Annotated in this window: 12 protein-coding genes; 9 read left to right on the forward strand and 3 right to left on the reverse strand. The window is 69.5% G+C overall.

Annotated features, from left to right (window positions below; genetic code table 11):
* The first annotated feature begins 29 nt into the window (after positions 1-29).
* The 9 genes from QHF83_RS08745 to QHF83_RS08785 all read left to right on the forward strand — a co-directional run bounded on the left by QHF83_RS08745 (position 30) and on the right by QHF83_RS08785 (position 9,448).
* Positions 30-1,364 carry a dihydroorotase gene (locus QHF83_RS08745; protein WP_282417307.1) on the forward strand — a complete coding sequence of 445 codons (1,335 nt, stop codon included), beginning with the start codon at positions 30-32 and terminating at the stop codon, positions 1,362-1,364.
* Positions 1,361-2,488: a glutamine-hydrolyzing carbamoyl-phosphate synthase small subunit gene (gene carA / locus QHF83_RS08750; protein ID WP_282417308.1), complete on the forward strand. Its 1,128-nt coding sequence runs from the start codon at positions 1,361-1,363 to the stop codon at positions 2,486-2,488. Before QHF83_RS08745 ends, carA begins: the two co-directional genes overlap by 4 nt.
* 265 nt (positions 2,489-2,753) lie before the next feature.
* Positions 2,754-4,187 (forward strand): 30S ribosomal protein S12 methylthiotransferase RimO, encoded by a 1,434-nt coding sequence (gene rimO / locus QHF83_RS08755; protein ID WP_282417309.1) that lies wholly within the window; start codon positions 2,754-2,756, stop codon positions 4,185-4,187.
* A 72-nt stretch (positions 4,188-4,259) separates the two neighbouring features.
* A complete protein-coding gene (locus tag QHF83_RS08760; protein ID WP_282417310.1) occupies positions 4,260-4,667 on the forward strand; it encodes a hypothetical protein in 408 nt (135 codons plus the stop codon).
* A 134-nt stretch (positions 4,668-4,801) separates the two neighbouring features.
* The gene (locus tag QHF83_RS08765; protein ID WP_348980434.1) at positions 4,802-6,313 is read left to right on the forward strand and encodes a sigma-54 dependent transcriptional regulator; all 1,512 of its coding nucleotides are present in this window, start codon (positions 4,802-4,804) and stop codon (positions 6,311-6,313) included.
* A 165-nt stretch (positions 6,314-6,478) separates the two neighbouring features.
* Entirely contained in the window at positions 6,479-7,066 is a 588-nt protein-coding gene (locus QHF83_RS08770; protein WP_282417312.1) for a prepilin-type N-terminal cleavage/methylation domain-containing protein, read from the forward strand.
* Positions 7,067-7,217: 151 nt separating this feature from the next.
* On the forward strand, positions 7,218-7,844 hold the full coding sequence (locus QHF83_RS08775; RefSeq protein ID WP_282417313.1) for a type II secretion system protein: 627 nt from the start codon (positions 7,218-7,220) through the stop codon (positions 7,842-7,844).
* Positions 7,845-8,027: 183 nt separating this feature from the next.
* Positions 8,028-8,522 carry a hypothetical protein gene (locus tag QHF83_RS08780; RefSeq protein WP_272425283.1) on the forward strand — a complete coding sequence of 165 codons (495 nt, stop codon included), beginning with the start codon at positions 8,028-8,030 and terminating at the stop codon, positions 8,520-8,522.
* Positions 8,522-9,448, forward strand: coding sequence for a hypothetical protein (locus QHF83_RS08785; RefSeq protein ID WP_282417314.1), 927 nt, complete (start codon positions 8,522-8,524; stop codon positions 9,446-9,448). Before QHF83_RS08780 ends, QHF83_RS08785 begins: the two co-directional genes overlap by 1 nt.
* 48 nt (positions 9,449-9,496) lie before the next feature.
* Here QHF83_RS08785 and QHF83_RS08790 read toward each other — a convergent pair whose 3' ends face one another.
* From QHF83_RS08790 to QHF83_RS08800, 3 genes are all read right to left on the reverse strand, one after another.
* On the reverse strand, positions 9,497-11,641 hold the full coding sequence (locus tag QHF83_RS08790) for a PEGA domain-containing protein (protein ID WP_282417315.1): 2,145 nt from the start codon (positions 11,639-11,641) through the stop codon (positions 9,497-9,499).
* Between the two features lie 316 nt (positions 11,642-11,957).
* Entirely contained in the window at positions 11,958-14,642 is a 2,685-nt protein-coding gene (locus QHF83_RS08795) for a hypothetical protein (RefSeq protein WP_282417316.1), read from the reverse strand.
* 288 nt (positions 14,643-14,930) lie between these two features.
* Positions 14,931-15,674, reverse strand: coding sequence for a hypothetical protein (locus QHF83_RS08800; protein ID WP_282417317.1), 744 nt, complete (start codon positions 15,672-15,674; stop codon positions 14,931-14,933).
* Positions 15,675-16,647 lie beyond the last annotated feature (973 nt).

Here is a 16,647-nt window from a genome sequence, read left to right on the forward strand (position 1 = left end):
CTCCGCGCAAAAATGCTAGAGGGCGGGCGATGCTCGGTCCCCAGAGAAAGGACGGCCTGCTCGTCATCACCGCCGTGCGCGCGGTCGATCCAGGCGCGAACATCGACGCGATCGTCGACGTCGTCGTCGAGGGCGGAATCATCACGCGCATCGGCGCGGGCGCCGCGACACCGGAGATCCTCGCCTCCGAACGAGCGCGCGTGCTCTCCGGCGAAGGGCTGTTGCTCGTCCCGGCCTTCGTGGATCTGCACGCCCACCTGCGCGAGCCCGGCCAGGAGTACAAGGAAGACATCGCGTCCGGGCTCGCCGCCGCGGCCGCGGGCGGCTTCGCGCACGTCTGCGCCATGCCGAACACGCGCCCCGTCAACGACACGCGCAGCATCACGGAGGCGATGATCGCGAAGGCGCGCTCGATCGAGGGCCCCGCGCTGCACCCGATCGGCGCGATCACCCTCGGCCAGAAGGGCGCCGAGCTCGTCGAGATGGCCGACCTCAAGGACGCGGGCGCCGTCGCCGTCTCCGACGACGGCCGCTGCGTCACGTCGAGCGCCGTCATGCGCCGCGCCCTCGAGTACGCCGCGAACTTCGATCTCCCCGTCATCCAGCACGCCGAGGATCACGCCCTCACCGAGGGCGCGCTCATGCACGAGGGCGCCGTCTCCACGCGGCTCGGCCTGCGCGGCTGGCCCCGCGTCGCCGAGGACATCATCGTCGCCCGGGATGTGCTGCTCGCCGAAGTTACGGGCGCGAAGTACCACATCGCCCACATCTCCTCCCGCGGCGCCGTCCGCATCCTCCGCGAGGCCAAGGCCCGCGGCATCCGCGTCACCGCCGAGGTCACGCCGCACCACCTCACGCTCACGGACGCCTCGGTGATCGGCTACGACACGGCCTGCAGGGTGAACCCGCCGCTGCGCGAGCCGGAGGACGTCGCCGCGCTCTGCGAGGCCCTCGCCGACGGCACGATCGACTGCGTGGCCACCGACCACGCGCCGCACTCCTCGCTGGAGAAGGACTGCGAGTTCGCCGAGGCATCGCCCGGCATGATCGGCCTCGAGCTCGTGGTCCCGCTGCTCCTCGCCCGCGTGCGCGAGGGCGCGCTCCCGCTCGCGCGCCTGATCGATTCGCTCACGGCCGCGCCGGCTCGCATCGTGGGCCTTTCGGCGCCGACGCTGCGCGAGGGCGCGCTCGCCGAGCTTTGCCTCGTGAACCCCGAGAAGCGCTGGACCGTGGATCCGGCGCGCCTCCGGTCGAAGAGCAAGAACACTCCTTTCCTCGGCAAGTCCGTCACGGGCTCGGTCGAGCTCACCATGGCTGCGGGTCGCGTCGTGCACGACGTATGGGCCCAGGGAGACACACGATGAGCGGCGAGCGCGCATATCTCTGCCTCGCGGACGGCACCACGTTCGAGGGCGTCGCCTGGGGCGCGCCTGGCATCGCCACGGGCGAGGTCGTCTTCACGACGGGCATGACCGGCTACCAGGAGGTCCTCACGGATCCCTCGTACTGCGGGCAGATCGTCACGATGACGGCCCCGCAGATCGGCAACACGGGCATCAACCGCGAGGACGACGAGAGCACCACCGGCGCGCCGCACGTCGCGGGCTTCCTCGTGCGCGACCTCTCCCCCGTCGCCGCGAACTTCCGCGCGAACGAGACGCTCGACGCCTACCTCGCGCGACACGGCATCGTGGCCCTCGCGGGCATCGACACGCGCCTGCTCACGCGCACGATCCGCGATCGCGGCTCGCAGAACGGCGCGATCGGCAAGGCCTCCCCGGAAGAGCTCATCCGCCGCGCCCGCGAAGCGCCGTCGATGGAGGGCCTCGACCTCGCCCAGCGCGTCACGCCGAAAGAGCCCTACGTCTGGACCGAGGGCTCGGGCGCCTTCGGCACGAAGGTCCCCGGCGCGCACGCCACGGACAAGCACGTCGTCTGCATCGACCTCGGCATCAAGCGCAACATCCTGCGCTCGCTCGTCGACGTCGGCTGCCGCGTCACCGTCGTGCCTGCGAAGACGACCGCCGCCGAGATCCTCGACCTCGCGCCCGACGGCGTCTTCGTCTCGAACGGCCCCGGCGATCCGGCGCCCGTCTCCTACGCGATCGACACCGTGCGCGGTCTCGTCGGGAAAAAGCCGCTCTTCGGGATCTGCCTCGGCCACCAGCTCCTCGCGCTCGCCATGGGTGGCCGCACGTACAAGCTCAAGTTCGGCCACCGCGGCATCAACCAGCCGGTGAAGGACCTCGACACCGGCCGCATCGAGATCACCACGCAAAACCACGGCTTTGCGGTTGATCTTGCCTCCCTCGAGGGCAAGGCGCGCACGACGCACGTGCACCTCAACGACGGCACGAGCGAGGGCCTCGACCTTCCTGGCCTCTCGGCGTTCTCGGTCCAGTACCACCCCGAGGCCGCCGCCGGCCCGCACGACGCGCTCTACCTCTTCGAGCGCTTCGTCCGCCGCATGGAGGAAGCCAAGCCCTGACCACGCCTCCCCCCATCCGGCAGCGAGAAGCGCCGCGAACGCCTCGAAGCTAGGGAGGGCGACGCAGGAATACAGGCGTATTCCGAGGAGCCCGACCGACGATTCGAGGCGTGCAGCAAGCTTCTCCGAGCCTGCAGAGAGCGTCGGGCTCTCGGGGTGGGAGGAGGGAGGGTGCTGGCACCCCGTGCCCGCTAGAAAAACCGCGGGCCCCGACGCTCTCTGCGGCTCTGCCGTGTCAAGCTCCCACGTCCCAGGATTGTTCCCCATGTCCGGCAAGAAGATTCATTTCGTCTCCCTCGGCTGCCCCAAGAACCGCGTCGACTCGGAGGTCATGCTCGGCGTGGCGCGGCGCGCCGGCTACGACCACGTCCCCGCCCCCGAGGATGCCGAGGTGATCGTCGTCAACACCTGCGGCTTCATCGGCGAGGCCAAAAAGGAGTCGATCGACGCGATCTTCGAGATGGCGAAGCTCAAGGAGGAGGGGCACCTCCAGAAGCTCGTCGTCGCCGGCTGCCTCTCGCAGCGCCACCCCACCGAGATCGCCGACGAGATGCCCGAGGTCGATCACATCCTCGGATCGAGCGACATGCTCAAGCTCGAGCAGGTCCTCACGGGCAAGGCCGATCGCATGCTCGTCGGCAACCCCGCCGACTGGGTCGTCCGCGCCTCGGACCCCCGCACGATCTCCACGCCCGGCGGCAGCGCGTACGTGAAGATCGCCGAGGGCTGCAACCGCACCTGCTCCTTCTGCGTCATCCCGCAGCTCCGCGGCGGCCAGCGATCGCGCCCCGTGGAGGACGTCGTCGCCGAGGTCGAACAGCTCGTCGCCGCGGGCGTGCGCGAGGTGAACCTCGTCTCGCAAGACACCATCGCCTACGGCCGCGATCTGCCGGCGGGCGCGCGCCCCACGCTCGCCGAGCTCGTGCGTCGCGTCGCGGACGTCCCGGGCCTTTCCTGGGCGCGCCTCTTCTACCTCTACCCCGAGACGATCACCGACGAGCTCGTCGAGCTCATCGCGCAGCACCCGCGCGTCGTCCCGTACATCGACATGCCGCTCCAGCACGCGGCCGACGGCATGCTGCGCCGCATGCGCCGCGGCCACGGCGGCGAGCGCCTCCGCAAGCTCGTCACGCGCCTGCGCAAGGACATCCCCGACCTCACCTTCCGCACCGCCTTCATCGTCGGCCACCCGGGCGAGACCGACGAGGAGTTCAAGGACCTCCTCGACTTCGTCACGTGGGCCGAGTTCGATCGGGTCGGCGTCTTCCGCTACTCCGACGAGGAGAACTCGCGCAGCGCCGAGATGCCCGACAAGGTGCCGGCGCGCGTCGCCTCGAACCGCTACCGCAAGCTCATGTCGCTGCAGCGGCGCATCGCCCACAAGAAGAACAGCGCGCTCATCGGCCGCGAGCTCGACGTCCTCGTCGAGGGCACGAGCGACGAGCACGAGTTCGTCCAGATGGGCCGCCATCGCGGCCAGGCGCCCGACATCGACGGCCAGGTCTATCTCTCGGGCGGCGAGGCGCGTCCCGGCGAGATGCGCCGCGTGCGCATCACGCAGGCGAGCGACTACGACCTCGTCGGCGAGCTGCTCGACGAAGGCGAAGCGGACCACGCGCCGACGCTCACCGTCGACCTCCCGAAGAAACGCATCAGCTTGCGCGTGCTGCAAACCGACGGGCGCACGATGGCAACGTAGTTGTCTCGGCCTCCCGCGACACCGCGTTCATCGCCACGTTTTTCCAGAAGATCCCTCGAGGTTTCACGGGGCATGCGTCGTGCACCGGGCGCCCGCGTGATGGGTCGCCGCTCCTTGCTCCGGTGTTTCGCTGCCGCCTTCCTCGTGGCGCTCCCGGGTTGCCTGAGCCCGACCCTCCCCCTCCCTCCGCCCGAGCCGCCCGACTTCATCGCTCCGCAAGCCGAGGCGCCTGGCATGTGGACCATCTCCGGCCCGTGCCTCGAAGGCGCCATCGTCATCGTCTTCAACGAGCGAACGGGCGAAGGCGCGGTCGTCGAGGATCGCGACCGCGACGGCCGCTACGAGGTCCAGATCGCGGGCGAACTCTGCGATCTCGCCTGGGTCGCGCAGGACCTCGGCGAGGACGAGAGCGCGCGCACCACCTTCGTCGTCCAGGATCGCACCTCGTCCGGCCCGGCCGATCCGTCCGCCTGCAAGTGAAGTAACAGGCCCTGACATGGCGCGGCGCGTCTGCTCACGACGCGCGCGCGCCGGAGGCTGGGCCACGCGTTTCTCGGCGGAGAACGCCTGCGAGATTCTGCGCGCCCGACGAGCGGCGTGATAATTTCAGCAGGATGGCCTCCATGCCGCTCAGCGTTCCGCCGACCCCGACGAAGATCCTCGTCATCGATGATGAGCCTGCGCTCCGGCAGGTCCTGGAGATCGCCTTCCGGCGGCACGGGATCGAGGTCGTGGCCGCGCCGGGCGTGCGCGCTGCGATGGAGGCCTTGCAGCAGAACCCGCAGCCCTTCCCGCTCGTGATCACCGACCTCGTGATGCCGGACGGATCGGGCATCGAGGTCCTCACGGCGGCGAAGCAGCGATCGGCCGCGACGGAGGTCATCGTGATGACCGCGCATTCGAGCGTGGAGAACGCGCTCGATGCGATGAAGAAGGGCGCGTACGACTTCGTGGGCAAACCCTTCTCGCCGGCGGAGGTCATCGCGCTCGCGCAGAAGGCCCTCGAAAAGAGCAGCATCCTCCTCGAGAACCAGCGCCTCCGCGCGCAGATCTCGCGCCTCGAGCCCGCCGAGAACGACATCTTCGCGAGCCCCGCGATGGGGCGCGTCGCCGAGATCGTCGGGAAAATCGCGCCCACGCGCACCACGGTGCTGATCACGGGCGAGAGCGGCACGGGCAAGGAGCGCGTCGCCCGCGCCGTCCACGAGCGGAGCGACCGCGCGAAAAGACCTTTCCTCGTGGTCAATTGCGGCGCGCTGCCCGAGGCGCTCATGGAGAGCGAGCTCTTCGGCCACGAGAAGGGCGCGTTCACGGGCGCGGGCGCGCGCGCGCTCGGCCTCTTCCGCGAGGCGGAGGGCGGCACGGTCCTGCTCGACGAAGTCGGCGAGTTGCCGGCCTCGCTCCAGGTCAAACTCCTCCGCGTGCTCCAGGAGCGCAAGGTGCGGCCCGTGGGCGCCGCGGCCGAGATCCCGGTCGACGTGCGTGTCCTCGCCGCGACGAACCGCGACGTCGAGGCCGACGTCCGCCAGAACAAATTCCGGCAGGACCTCTATTATCGACTCAACGTCATTCGAATCGAGCTGCCGCCTTTGCGGGATCGCCCGGGGGACGTCGCGCGGCTCGCCGAGCGATTCGTGCGTCGTTTCGCGAATGAGCTCGGCAAGGACGTCAGGGGATTGACGACGGACGCATTACGCGCGCTCGACGCTTACAAGTTCCCCGGCAACGTGCGCGAGCTCGAGAACATGATGGAGCGCGCGGTGGCGCTCGCGTCGGGGCCCGCGATCGGGCTCGGCGATTTGCCCGCGCAGGTGAGCGGCCTCTCGGCGAGCCCCGCGCCTCTTCTTTCGGAGCTCCCGCCGGAGGGGTGTGTTCTCGAGGACGTGCTCGGCGAGGTCGAGCGGCGCCTCATTCTGCAGGCCCTCGAGCGGAGCGGCGGCGTGCGCAAAGCCGCGGCGAAATTGCTCGGCGTCACGTTCCGCTCGCTGCGTTACCGCCTCGCGAAGCACGGGCTCGACACGGACACGGCCGACGACGACGACGACGCGGACGGCTCGATCGTGCCTGCCCAGCCGGCGCCGGCGGGGGGGCGACGAGAATCGTCACCACGCGAAGCCCGCCGGTGACAATTTTGGTCACCGTCCAACGCGAACGGTACACTCCTCGGGCCCCGAGGGTCCGCCGCAATGAACGAAAATGCCGGAGAAAGCCGCTGGATCGAGGTGGATCGTTCGGTTCTCCGGGAGCGCCTCGGGGCGGGGATCGCGGGTGGCACGGGCCATGCTTTAACGATGAACACGATGCAGTTCGGTGAACGACCCAGGAGCTACGCAAAGCGCCGCGGGTTCACGCTCACCGAGCTGATGATCGTGGTGGCGATGATCGGCGTGCTCGCGGCGATCGCGATGGTCGGGTATCGCCGATACATCCGAGGCGCTGCGGCGTCGGAGGTGAAGGCCGTCGTCTCCGGGATTCGTATCTCGGAGGAAGCCTACAAAGCCGAGACGTTTCAATATCTCGGGTGTTCGTCGTCGCTCACGAATTGGTATCCGGCCACGCCGAACGACAAGAAGCGGAACTGGGACAATGGTCAGACGGGCAATCCAGAACATGATTGCTGGATGCAGCTCAATGTGACGACCGACGGCCCGGTGCGCTTCGGTTATGCGGTGGTCGCGGGAATCGCGCCTCAGCCCGACGCGGTCCCCACGGTGGCGTATTGCCAGAACTGGGCTGCGGTGCACGCGACCGTGAATGGTCCGTGGTTCGTCGTGCAGGCTGCGGGAGACCAGGACCACGACGAGGTCCTCTCGCTCTTCGCCTCGTCTTCGCTCACGGGCGAGCTCTGCGTCGATCCGAAGAACGGCGACGACGAGTGACGAAGCATCGATTGGGACGTCGGCGATTCGATTTCGTGTTCAGATCCCAGGATCCGACGAGCATTTTTTGACTCGTCGAGGGGGGATCGATAGATTCGCGGCGGTGTTTGCCGCTCGGAAATATTTCGTCTGCCAGAGGAGGAGGTCCGTCATGCGTGCATTCAAGCGTTACGACAAGCGTGGTTTTACCCTCGTCGAGCTCATGATCGTCGTCGCCATCATCGGCGTCCTCGCGGCGCTCGCGATCTTCGGCGTGAACCGGTACCTGAAGAGCGCCAAGACGAGCGAAGCGAAGAACTCGGTCGGCCGCATCGCCCGCGCCGCCGCCGAGTCGTACGAGCGCGAAAACACGACCTCGCAGCTCCTGCCGCTCGGCCAGGAGTCGACGGTCCCGACGCACGCGCTCTGCGGCACGGCGACGGATCCCGTGCCCAAGGCCGGCGTCCCGGCGGCGAAGAAGTACCAGCCGAACAACAGCGGCGCGCTGGACTTCGCCGGTGGCGACTCGGCGAACGGCTGGAAGTGCCTCCGCTTCGAGATCAGCGACCCGATTTATTACCAGTACTCGTACACGAAGGGCAGCGCGCCCGTCGGTCAGCTCGCCACGCCGGCCGGCCCGTCGGTCAGCGGCACCGAGAGCTTCGAGGCCGCGGCGAAGGGTGATCTCGACGGCGACACCACCGAGTTCGGCATCTTCACGCTGACCGGCAAGGTCGACGACACCACGAAGCAGCTCGTCCGCTCGACCCAGGTCTTCATCTCGAACGAGTACGAGTGATCCAAACCTGAAGCGCGCCTCGAGCGCGCCGAACGGACCTCGCCTCCGGAACCCGGGCCGCGTATTGCGGTCCGGGTTTCGTTTTTTATCGAGCATCCTCGCGGAAGCGGCGTGTTTTCCTGGGCCCCGGGGCCGCGCGCTTCTCGGGTGGAAACCGACGCAGCGGCGCGCTAGAAGGGGGGCATGTCGCGATGGAGCGCGCTCGAGCTCAGCGTGGCCTTTGCGATCGGGGGCAGCGTCCTCGCGGTGGCGGTGCCCGCGTTCATCCGCAACCTGCACGCCTCCAAGCTGAGCGAGCCGCTCGACAACCTCGATCGACTGGTCACACACGCCGTCGCGTACGCGGAGAGCAAGCCGCAGGACATCAGCTTCCCGCCGGCCGCGCCGCTCACGCCGGCCGAGGTCCCGCGCGGCGTGCGCGTCACGGATCCGCCCGAGATCTGGGAGCACCTCACGTGGCGCTCGCTCGACTTCCGCATCGAGGAGCCGCACGCGTTCTCGTTCAAGTTCGAGAGCGAGCTCGATCCGGTGACACGCGTGATGCGGTTCGTCGCGACCGCACACGGTGATCTCGACGGCGACGGCAAGCTGTCGACATTCCAGGTGCGCGGTGAGCGCGTGCCGGGACAACCTCCGCGCGTCTTGCCCGGCATGTTCGTGGATCGCGAGGTGGAGTGATGCCCGCGCTCTCCGACTACGTCCGGACCGCGATCGTGGTGGGCGTGTCGGCGCTGTGCATCGGATCGGTTCGCGCGCGCGTCGCGGAGCAACATGCGCACGTGAAGGAGACGAGCGACGTCTACCTCCTGCCGCCGCCGAAGGAGGTCGTAGAGCTCTCGTTCGGCTATCGCGCGGCGCTCGCGGACGTGCTCTGGGCGCACGCGCTCGTCGCGCAGGGGCTGCGCACGGCCGAGCGCCGGCGCTTCGAGCACATCGCGGACCTCATCGACACGATCAACGAGCTCGATCCGGAGTTCCGTGATCCGTACCTGATGTCGGATGCGCTCATCACGATCCAGATCGGAGAGTCGAGGCGCGAGGACGTCGATCGAACACGCGCGATCCTCGAGCGCGGGATGCGCAATCGGCCGCTCGATCCGGAGATCTGGAGGACGGCAGGTCAGTTCATCGCGTTCATCGCGCCCGGGACGTACCTGACGGATCCGGAAGAGCGCGCAGCATGGAAGGTCGACGGCGCGCGCATGCTGGCGCGCGCCGCGGAGCTCGGCGGCGACGCGGGGCACATGGGATGGGCCGCCATCGCAGGCGCGGGGATCCTGACTCGGCAAGGCGAACGTGATGCGGCGATCCGCTTGATTCAGCGCACGCTCGCGGTGACGGACGACGAGGAGCTGCGCGAGCGGCTCCAGCAGCAGCTCGCGTCGCTCGTCGGCGAGGTGAAGCTCGAAGCGTATCGGCGACGGCAGACGGAGATGCTCGAGCTCACGCTGCGGGACGTGCCGTTCGTCAGCAAGTCGACGCTGTTCGTGCTCGGTCCGCCGTTCGATCCGGCGTACTGCGCGGGCGGCGCGCACGCGGACGATCGGCGCTGCGCGCTCACGTGGAAGGCGTGGGCGGAGACGGGTTCGGAAGAGCAGCGCTGAGGGGGAGAGCGTGGGGGGCGCGTGGCCCCCCACGTGGAGGGACGCGGGCTACTTGAACTTGACGGCGGCCGTCTTCGTCTCGCCGGCCTTCACGGTCACGCTCACCGTCTGCTTGCCCTTGTCGGGGTGGATGAACGTCACCGTGTGCGTACCGGCCGGCACGCTCACGCCGACCTTGGGCGTGCTGCCGAGCGGACGACCGTCGAGGACGACCTTCGACACCGGGATCGAGTTGATGTTGAGCGTCCCGTTGCCCGTGGCCGGCGCCTTGTCGCCGCCCGACGCCGTCGACGCCGTCGCGGCCGTGCCGCTCGAAGTCGAGCCCGTCGAGCCCGACGAGGTCGAGCCCGTCGTCGAGCCCGAGTCGGTCGCGGAGCCGCTCGCGGAGCCGCTTGCCGAGCCGCTCACCGAGCCGCTCGCCACGGCGTCGTTCGTCGGCGCCTTGCCCGGCTCGTAGAGCGCGATGCGGATCGGCTTCTCGGCGAGGCCGTCGTCGAAGGTGAGATCCTGCGAGAAGTCGTCGAGGCCCTTCTTCGTGGCGACGAGCTTCCAGCCGGCCGTGGGATCGAGGTCGATCTTGACGGGCTGGTTCTTCCACTCCTTCTCGGGGATCTTCTTCTCTTCCTTCTTCGCGTTCACGAGCTTGACGCTCGCGCCCTCGGTCGCGAGCTCGAGGACGATCTGCCCGCGCAGCACCTTGAGCTTGATCGGGCCGATCTCCTTCAGCTTGCCGGCCTCGATGTCGACCGTCTGCTCGAGCCTGTCGTAACGATCGCCGGCCTCGAACTTGAGCTTGTGCGAGCCCGCCGTGATGTCCTTCAGCTCGACCGGGAGCACGCCCTTCTCCGTGCCGTCGATCCACACCTTCGTGTTCGGCGTCGCCGCGAGGATCTTCAGGCCCGTCACGTTCGCGCTCGCCGTCGCCGGTGCGGACGACGTCCCGGGCGAAGCGCCGCTGGTCTCGAGAGTGACCATCACGGGCGTCTCTTTGCCGGCCTCGACGACGGCTGAGACCTTCTCGTCCTTGCCGAGGTCCGTGACGATGACACGCACCGTCTTCTCGCCGGGGCCGAGCTCGGCGACCACGCAGGGCGTGGTGTCGCACTTCTTCTGACCGTCGACGAAGATCTCCGCCTTGCTGATCGGCGCGCCCTTCGACTGGATGTCGATCTTCAGCGAGCCCTTCTTCGGCAGGAACATGAAGACGCCGAGGCCGATGACCGCGACGAGCGCGACGGCGCCGAGGATGATGCCGATCTTGCTGCCGCCGGACGACGACGCGGGCTGCACGCCGGGGATGCCGGTGATATCGGGGCGCGGGCGGATCGCCGTCGCCTCGGAGCGCGCCGTCATCGGCGCTTGCGACGGCGGCATCGCGGGGACGGGCACCACGCCCGCGGACGCGAGCGTCGTGGCCACGCCGGGCGCCTGAGGCGGCGGCATCGCGGCGCCGGGCGGCAACGTGCCGAGCGTCGGAACCGCGACGGGCGGAGGCAGCGGCGCGGGACGCGCGGAGCCACCCGAGCCGGAGAGCAAGGCCGCGGCCGCGCTGCTCATGGGAGGCATGCCCGCCGCGGGGCGCGGGCCGGTCGGATGGGGATCGCCTTTGCTCGCGTCGAAGACGTGGGTCGACTCTTCTTCGTCGTCCCAATCCATGTCGACGGCCTTGCCGCCGGGACCCACCTTCGCGGGGGCTTCACCGGCCGGCGCGCCGGGGGGCGGCGGCAGCGGCACGGGCGCGGCGGCTCCGGGCGGCGGCGGCAGCGGCAGCGAGGACGCGCCTGCGCCTGGCGGCGGAGGCAGCGGCACCGACGTGGCGGCTCCGGGCGGCGGAGGCAGCGGCATCGACGTGGCGGCTCCGGGCGGCGGAGGCAGCGGCACCGATGTGGCGGCTCCCGGCGGCGGCGGCAGCGGGATCGAGGACGCGCCTGCGCCGGGGGGCGGCGGCAGGGGCGTCGCGATCCGCTGCGAGGGTGCCCCTGGCGGAGGGGGCAACGCGCTCGGGGGCGGGGGCAAGGGTGCGACGCTCCCGGGCGGGGGCGGAAGGGGGACGGGCGCGACCCCGCCGAGCAGCGTGCTCTTGCGGGCAGCTTGCGAAGGGGGCGGCGGCATGAGTCCTGGCGTGGTGCCGCGAGGAGCCTTCTTCGCCAGCCCCTCGAAGACGTCCAGATCGCTGCCCTTATCATCGGCCATGTTCAGCCACTCCTCGACAGAATGCGACGTTACGCCGCGGACGACAGAAAACCCTTTCGCACATCTCGCGCGACGCGAGTAGAGGGTCGATGGGTCTCCGTGTTCGCACCGCGCACAGGCGGGAAAACCGAGACGCACCTAGCCTAGCCGTGCTTGGCGTGCTTCGCGAGTTTCTTCACGTGATTTCGCGGAGTTCGTCCCTCGGTCCCGAGGGGGACGCCTCGCGTCCCCCTCTCGTCCGGGCGAAGCCCGGCCGATTCACCCCCTAGAGGGAAGCTCGCAAAGCGAGCTTCCACGCACCGAACGGTGCGATCCGTCAGTTCGACGCCCCCTCGGCGGGGTCCTTCTGGGGCTTCTTGAAGTAGCGGATCCGCTTCTGTTGCAGCGGATACCACTTATCGAAGGGCACGATGGGCGTGTCCTCCAGGAAACGGCGGCCGCCGGGGGCCTCGGCGCGGGCGAGGCGCACCGCCGTCGGGCCCTGGGGCGGGTGCACGGCCGCGCCGGCGAGATCCGTGTCGCCGCCGAGCGCCACCGCGAGCGGCTTCGCGAGGAGCAGCCGCGTGCTGCATCCCGCGTTCTTCAAGAGCGTGTCGAGCGCCTTCGCGTCGGCCGCCGAAGCATCCGCGGGCGTCAAGAGCTCGACATAGAGGAGCATGCCGTCCTTGTCGTTCACGCCGACGGCGGCCGCGGCGACCGCGGCGCTCGGCGATCCCGTCGCGAGGCGGACCGCGCCTTCGACGGGCGGCTCCGCGCCGATCGCGAACGCGCCGGCCGAGGCCCAGAGCGACGCCGAGCCTGCGCCCGCGTCGGCCGGGCCCGCGTCGAGCACGGCGACGGTCTTGCCCGCGCTCTGCGCCGAGGCCTTCGCGGCCGACACCGTGCGTGGATCGATCTTCACCACGCGCGCCTTGCGATCGGGCCTCGCCGCGTCGATGCGCAGCTCCGTCGTCGCGAGCGCATACGGAAACCCGTGCTGCGGCAAGGCCTTGACGCGCCACTGTCCTTCGCCCTCGACGGGCGGCTGCGCGACGGGCGTGATGCCCGCGCCGGGCAGCACGTGGCGCAGCGTCATGTAGAAGAAGTCGCGCGCCTCGCGCTTGATGTAGCGCGGGAAGTTCATGAGGCCCATGCCGCGGATGAAGCGCCTGCCGCGGAACTTCCATCCGTCGATGCCGGAGATCGTGCCCTCCGACTCCCAGTCGTATTGCAAGGGCCTGCCGAGCGGATCCATCTCGCCTTCTTGCGCGACCTTGTAGAACTCGAGCCCGCTGTGACCCGCGTTCATGTCGAGCGCGATGCCGTACGAGCAGCGCGTCTGGATCATCGACTGCGCGAGCCCTTCGGGGCCGAGATCCGCGCCGTAGAAGTACGCGACGAACTTCTCCTTCGTCAGGCACATGCCCGTGCGCACGGTGTGCGTCTTGTCCGCCCAGCCCGGCGGCGTACCGCCCCACCACGAGCGGTTGTACGGGTTGAACTTCTCGTCGAGCACCATGACCGTCATGTTCTGTCGGTACGACAGCACGTTCGGCGGGATGCTCTGATCCTCGGGCCAGCTGCCGAACGCGGTGGAGCCGTCACGCAGCACGGCGACGGTCGCGCCGTACGGCTTCGGCGGCAGGTAGACGACGCCGTCGGCCATCATGCCGAACTCGCCGTGCAGCGCTTGAAAGCCCGCGTTCGACGCGGCGACGACGCGCTCGAGCACCGCGGGATCACGCGGGATGAGGCCGGGCCCTGCTTCCCCCGTCGCGCCCTTCGGCTCGACCGTGCCGGCCATCATGTGGAGCTCCACCTGGCGCGGATCCCAGACGACGATGAACACGCGCGTCGTCTTGCGCGAGCGATCGGGGCGGATGTACGTCGTGACGAACGCGGGCGGCAGGCCCTCGATCCTTCGAATGAACGGATCCTTGTCCTGCGGGTTCCACTGCCCCTCGCCGGGGAGCGCGGGCGTGATCCAGGGCTCGAGCGGCGCCGGCGGCCAGCCGATCTCGGGGTCCGTGGGCATCGTGCGCGTGGGCGCTTCGAGCGTGGTTTGTCCGAGGTCCTCTGCGATCGCCTCGGCCGCGGCTTGCTCGCCGCCCATGCTCTCCTTCTGTCGCATGACGACCTCGAGGCCCGCGAACGCGACGGCCTTGATCGTCTGCATCGCCTCGTCGCCGATGACGTCACGCACGCGATCGACCGACCACGTGACGACGTTGCCCGGCCGCGCGATCTCCCCGCTCTCGTGCGAGAGCCAAGCAGGGAGCGTCGCCGGGCCATCGAGCGGCACGCGCGCCTCACGCGTTCCATCACGCACGACGAGCGTGGCTTCTTCGAGCGCGCATCGCACGTCACGCGCGGGCGCCTCGCCTTCTTTCGCGTCGGCCTCTTGCGCTGCGGCTTCGGCTTCGCCTTCGCCTTCGCCGAGCGTGAACGTGCGCTTGCCGATGCCGCCGAGCTGTCCCGTCTCCTGCGCGTTCGTGAGCGCGTTCTGCAGTCGCTCGACGCGGGTCCAGCCCTCGGTCGCGAGGGCTTGTCCCGAGAGATCGAAGACGTGCACGGTGGGATGGCTGCCGGCGATGAGCGGGCTCGAGACGTAGGCGAGTCGCTCGCCGCGGACGACGGGGCGTGACTCGTCGGCGCCGCTCGTCTCGGTGAGGTTGTACGCGCCGGAAGTGTCGAGGAGGACGCCTTCGGGCGAGAGCTCGGCGTGCACGAGGTAGAGATCGTTCGGCTCGCCTTGCGCGGGCGCGGCGCGGACGACGGCGCGGCTCTTCGCGCCGAGCGCGCCCCAGACGCCGCGCGGGGGATCGATCCAGGCCACGTCGTCGGCCGTGAGCACGAGGCCCTGCGACGCGAGCGCCGAGGCGAGCGCCGTGGACCTGTCCTTCGCGCCCACGTTCGGGACGCCGCGGGGCAAGAACGTCGCGAGGGCAGCAGCGCCGAGCACGGTGAGCGCGACGTGGCGGCGTCCTTGTCGGACGAAGGTGGAGAGACGAGAGGTGGCCATGCCGCGTGGGGTTTGGGGCGTAGGGCGCTGAAGGCGATCCGGAGCCCCAAGTGTAGGGGGTTTGGGGCGTAGGGCGCTGAAGGCGATCCGGAGCCCCAAGTGTAGGGGGTTTGGGGCGTAGGACGCCGAAGGCGATCCGGAGCCCCAAGTATAGACAGAACGCTCGAAGCCGATGGGGCCTGCCCGACGCCGAGGAGGCGCGGAACGGCGCGGCAATATCATCGGTGAGACGGAAGGGCCAACGTTTCGTCGGTGGGGCGGAGGCGGGAGCGGAAGCGGTTCTGGCGTTCACCCCTCGTTCGTGGACGATTTGCTTCGTTCGGCCTTCGCCGCCCGATTCGCGGCGATACGCTGTTCTTCCAGGGTGTCCAGGTAGCTGAAAATCTGGGCGTCGATGTCCGCGGCGAGCGCCGGGTTGCGTTTCGCTTCGCGCGCGACGGCCCTGCGAAGGTCGTTGAGGATCCCCACGGTCTCGGACCGAAGGACCTGCGCGTTCTTGCGCGTCGCAGCGTTCACGTCGGCGCGTTTGCTGAGCAAGACGGAGAGGTCCTGCCCAGCCGCGACGAAGCGCGTAGCCCAGTCGTAAAGCGTGCCGCCGCCGGCGATGGGAAGGAGCTTCAGATCGGCTTCGAGCTTCGCCAGATCTTCCTTGTGCGCGTTCGCGGCCGCAGCCTCGTCCGCGTAGCTGTCCTGGAGCGCGCCGAGCGTGGGGATGAAGGCCGCGCGGACGCGCCGTGCAGCGTCGACGATATGAGGCGGGATGCCCGGCACGCGGAAATAGGCCTCGGTCATGTGCCAGATCCCCAGGCCCAAACCGTCATGCTCGTCGTCCTTCGACGCGAGCTCCTCGCTCATCGGCTTTCCTCCAACGAGGGCCTTGGGCAACGCATCGATCGCCTTCTGCTGGTAGGCAAGGACGTCCACCTGCCCCACGCCAGCCTTGGTGCTCGTCAGGGCCGCGTGTCGCTTCGTGAACAGATCGGCGAGGCCGACGCTAAGGTCGGTTAGGTTGAGTACGGAGAAGGAACGCATGAGCGGAGGGGATCGAAGGTTGGGGTAACTGTCAAGGGGGATGGTTCGAGCGGGAGCGGGAGCGGAAGGCGGCGCGCGTCAACCTTCCTCGCGAGGAGCGCATGGGGGTAGGCGAGCAGAATGGGTGAGTGCGTCGCGATCGGAGCGGACGTTCGCCCGCGAGGATGCCCAGGGGCAAAGGCACGGGCGAAGGATCGGGCGTGAGGGATGGGTGGGGGCATCCCGGCGCGGCGACCCCGCGGCCGACGGGATGCCCGGGGGCATGGCGAGCCCCCGGACGACCGGCCGACGGGATGCCCAGGGGCATCCGCTCCGAGGGACGGAGCAGGCACGGGGGCTCCGTCCGCGCATGGGGGAGCGGCAGACGCGCGGGCGGTCGGATGGGGGGACCAAGGGACGGGAGGGAGGGACGGGCGCTCCGGGATGGGTAGGAGCATCTCGAAGGGCTCCGCTCGGCTCGCCCCGGCCGCGCCCGAAGGCTGAGGCTCCGCGTATCCGTCCCCCCAGCCCCTCTCCCGGGACGGGCTGAGCATTGGTCTCATCTGGGAGGCGCTTCGCTGGGGCGTTGCCCCAGGCCCCACCCGGGGCTATCCGCCCCGGGACCCGGACCAGCGCAAGCGCTGGACCGTTTATCGATGAACTGCGCGATGCGCAGTTCATCGAACAGGCCGAGTCAAGACCAGCGACGATCCTGCCAAACAAGACAGCCGCGCCGACCTTTCGATCGGCAACGCTGTCCCTGGTCTTGCACCGGCCTGTTGGAAGAATTGCGCATCGCGCAGTTCTTCCATCCCAGTCCAGCGCTTGCGCTGGTTCGGGTCGAGGGGCGAACAGCCCCCGCGGGGTCCGGGGCAGAGCCCCGGCACGGCGGCCCCAAGAAGAGACCAATGCTCAGCGGGACGGGAGAGGGGCGAGGGTGGCGAACGACGTCCGTATTGCCGGTATTCAGCTACGTGCGTGCGGATGGGCATAC

Source organism: Polyangium sp. 15x6, from assembly GCF_029960785.1.
In the GTDB taxonomy this organism is placed as follows: domain Bacteria; phylum Myxococcota_A; class Polyangia; order Polyangiales; family Polyangiaceae; genus Polyangium.

Excerpts from the sequence above, each read along its gene's own strand:
- QHF83_RS08745 (WP_282417307.1), top strand. The coding sequence starts at position 30 with ATGCTCGGTCCCCAGAGAAAGGACGGCCTGCTCGTCATCACCGCCGTG.
- carA (WP_282417308.1), top strand. The coding sequence starts at position 1,361 with ATGAGCGGCGAGCGCGCATATCTCTGCCTCGCGGACGGCACCACGTTC.
- rimO (WP_282417309.1), top strand. The coding sequence starts at position 2,754 with ATGTCCGGCAAGAAGATTCATTTCGTCTCCCTCGGCTGCCCCAAGAAC.
- QHF83_RS08760 (WP_282417310.1), top strand. The coding sequence starts at position 4,260 with ATGCGTCGTGCACCGGGCGCCCGCGTGATGGGTCGCCGCTCCTTGCTC.
- QHF83_RS08765 (WP_348980434.1), top strand. The coding sequence starts at position 4,802 with ATGGCCTCCATGCCGCTCAGCGTTCCGCCGACCCCGACGAAGATCCTC.
- QHF83_RS08770 (WP_282417312.1), top strand. The coding sequence starts at position 6,479 with ATGAACACGATGCAGTTCGGTGAACGACCCAGGAGCTACGCAAAGCGC.
- QHF83_RS08775 (WP_282417313.1), top strand. The coding sequence starts at position 7,218 with ATGCGTGCATTCAAGCGTTACGACAAGCGTGGTTTTACCCTCGTCGAG.
- QHF83_RS08780 (WP_272425283.1), top strand. The coding sequence starts at position 8,028 with ATGTCGCGATGGAGCGCGCTCGAGCTCAGCGTGGCCTTTGCGATCGGG.
- QHF83_RS08785 (WP_282417314.1), top strand. The coding sequence starts at position 8,522 with ATGCCCGCGCTCTCCGACTACGTCCGGACCGCGATCGTGGTGGGCGTG.
- QHF83_RS08790 (WP_282417315.1), bottom strand. The coding sequence starts at position 11,641 with ATGGCCGATGATAAGGGCAGCGATCTGGACGTCTTCGAGGGGCTGGCG.
- QHF83_RS08795 (WP_282417316.1), bottom strand. The coding sequence starts at position 14,642 with ATGGCCACCTCTCGTCTCTCCACCTTCGTCCGACAAGGACGCCGCCAC.
- QHF83_RS08800 (WP_282417317.1), bottom strand. The coding sequence starts at position 15,674 with ATGCGTTCCTTCTCCGTACTCAACCTAACCGACCTTAGCGTCGGCCTC.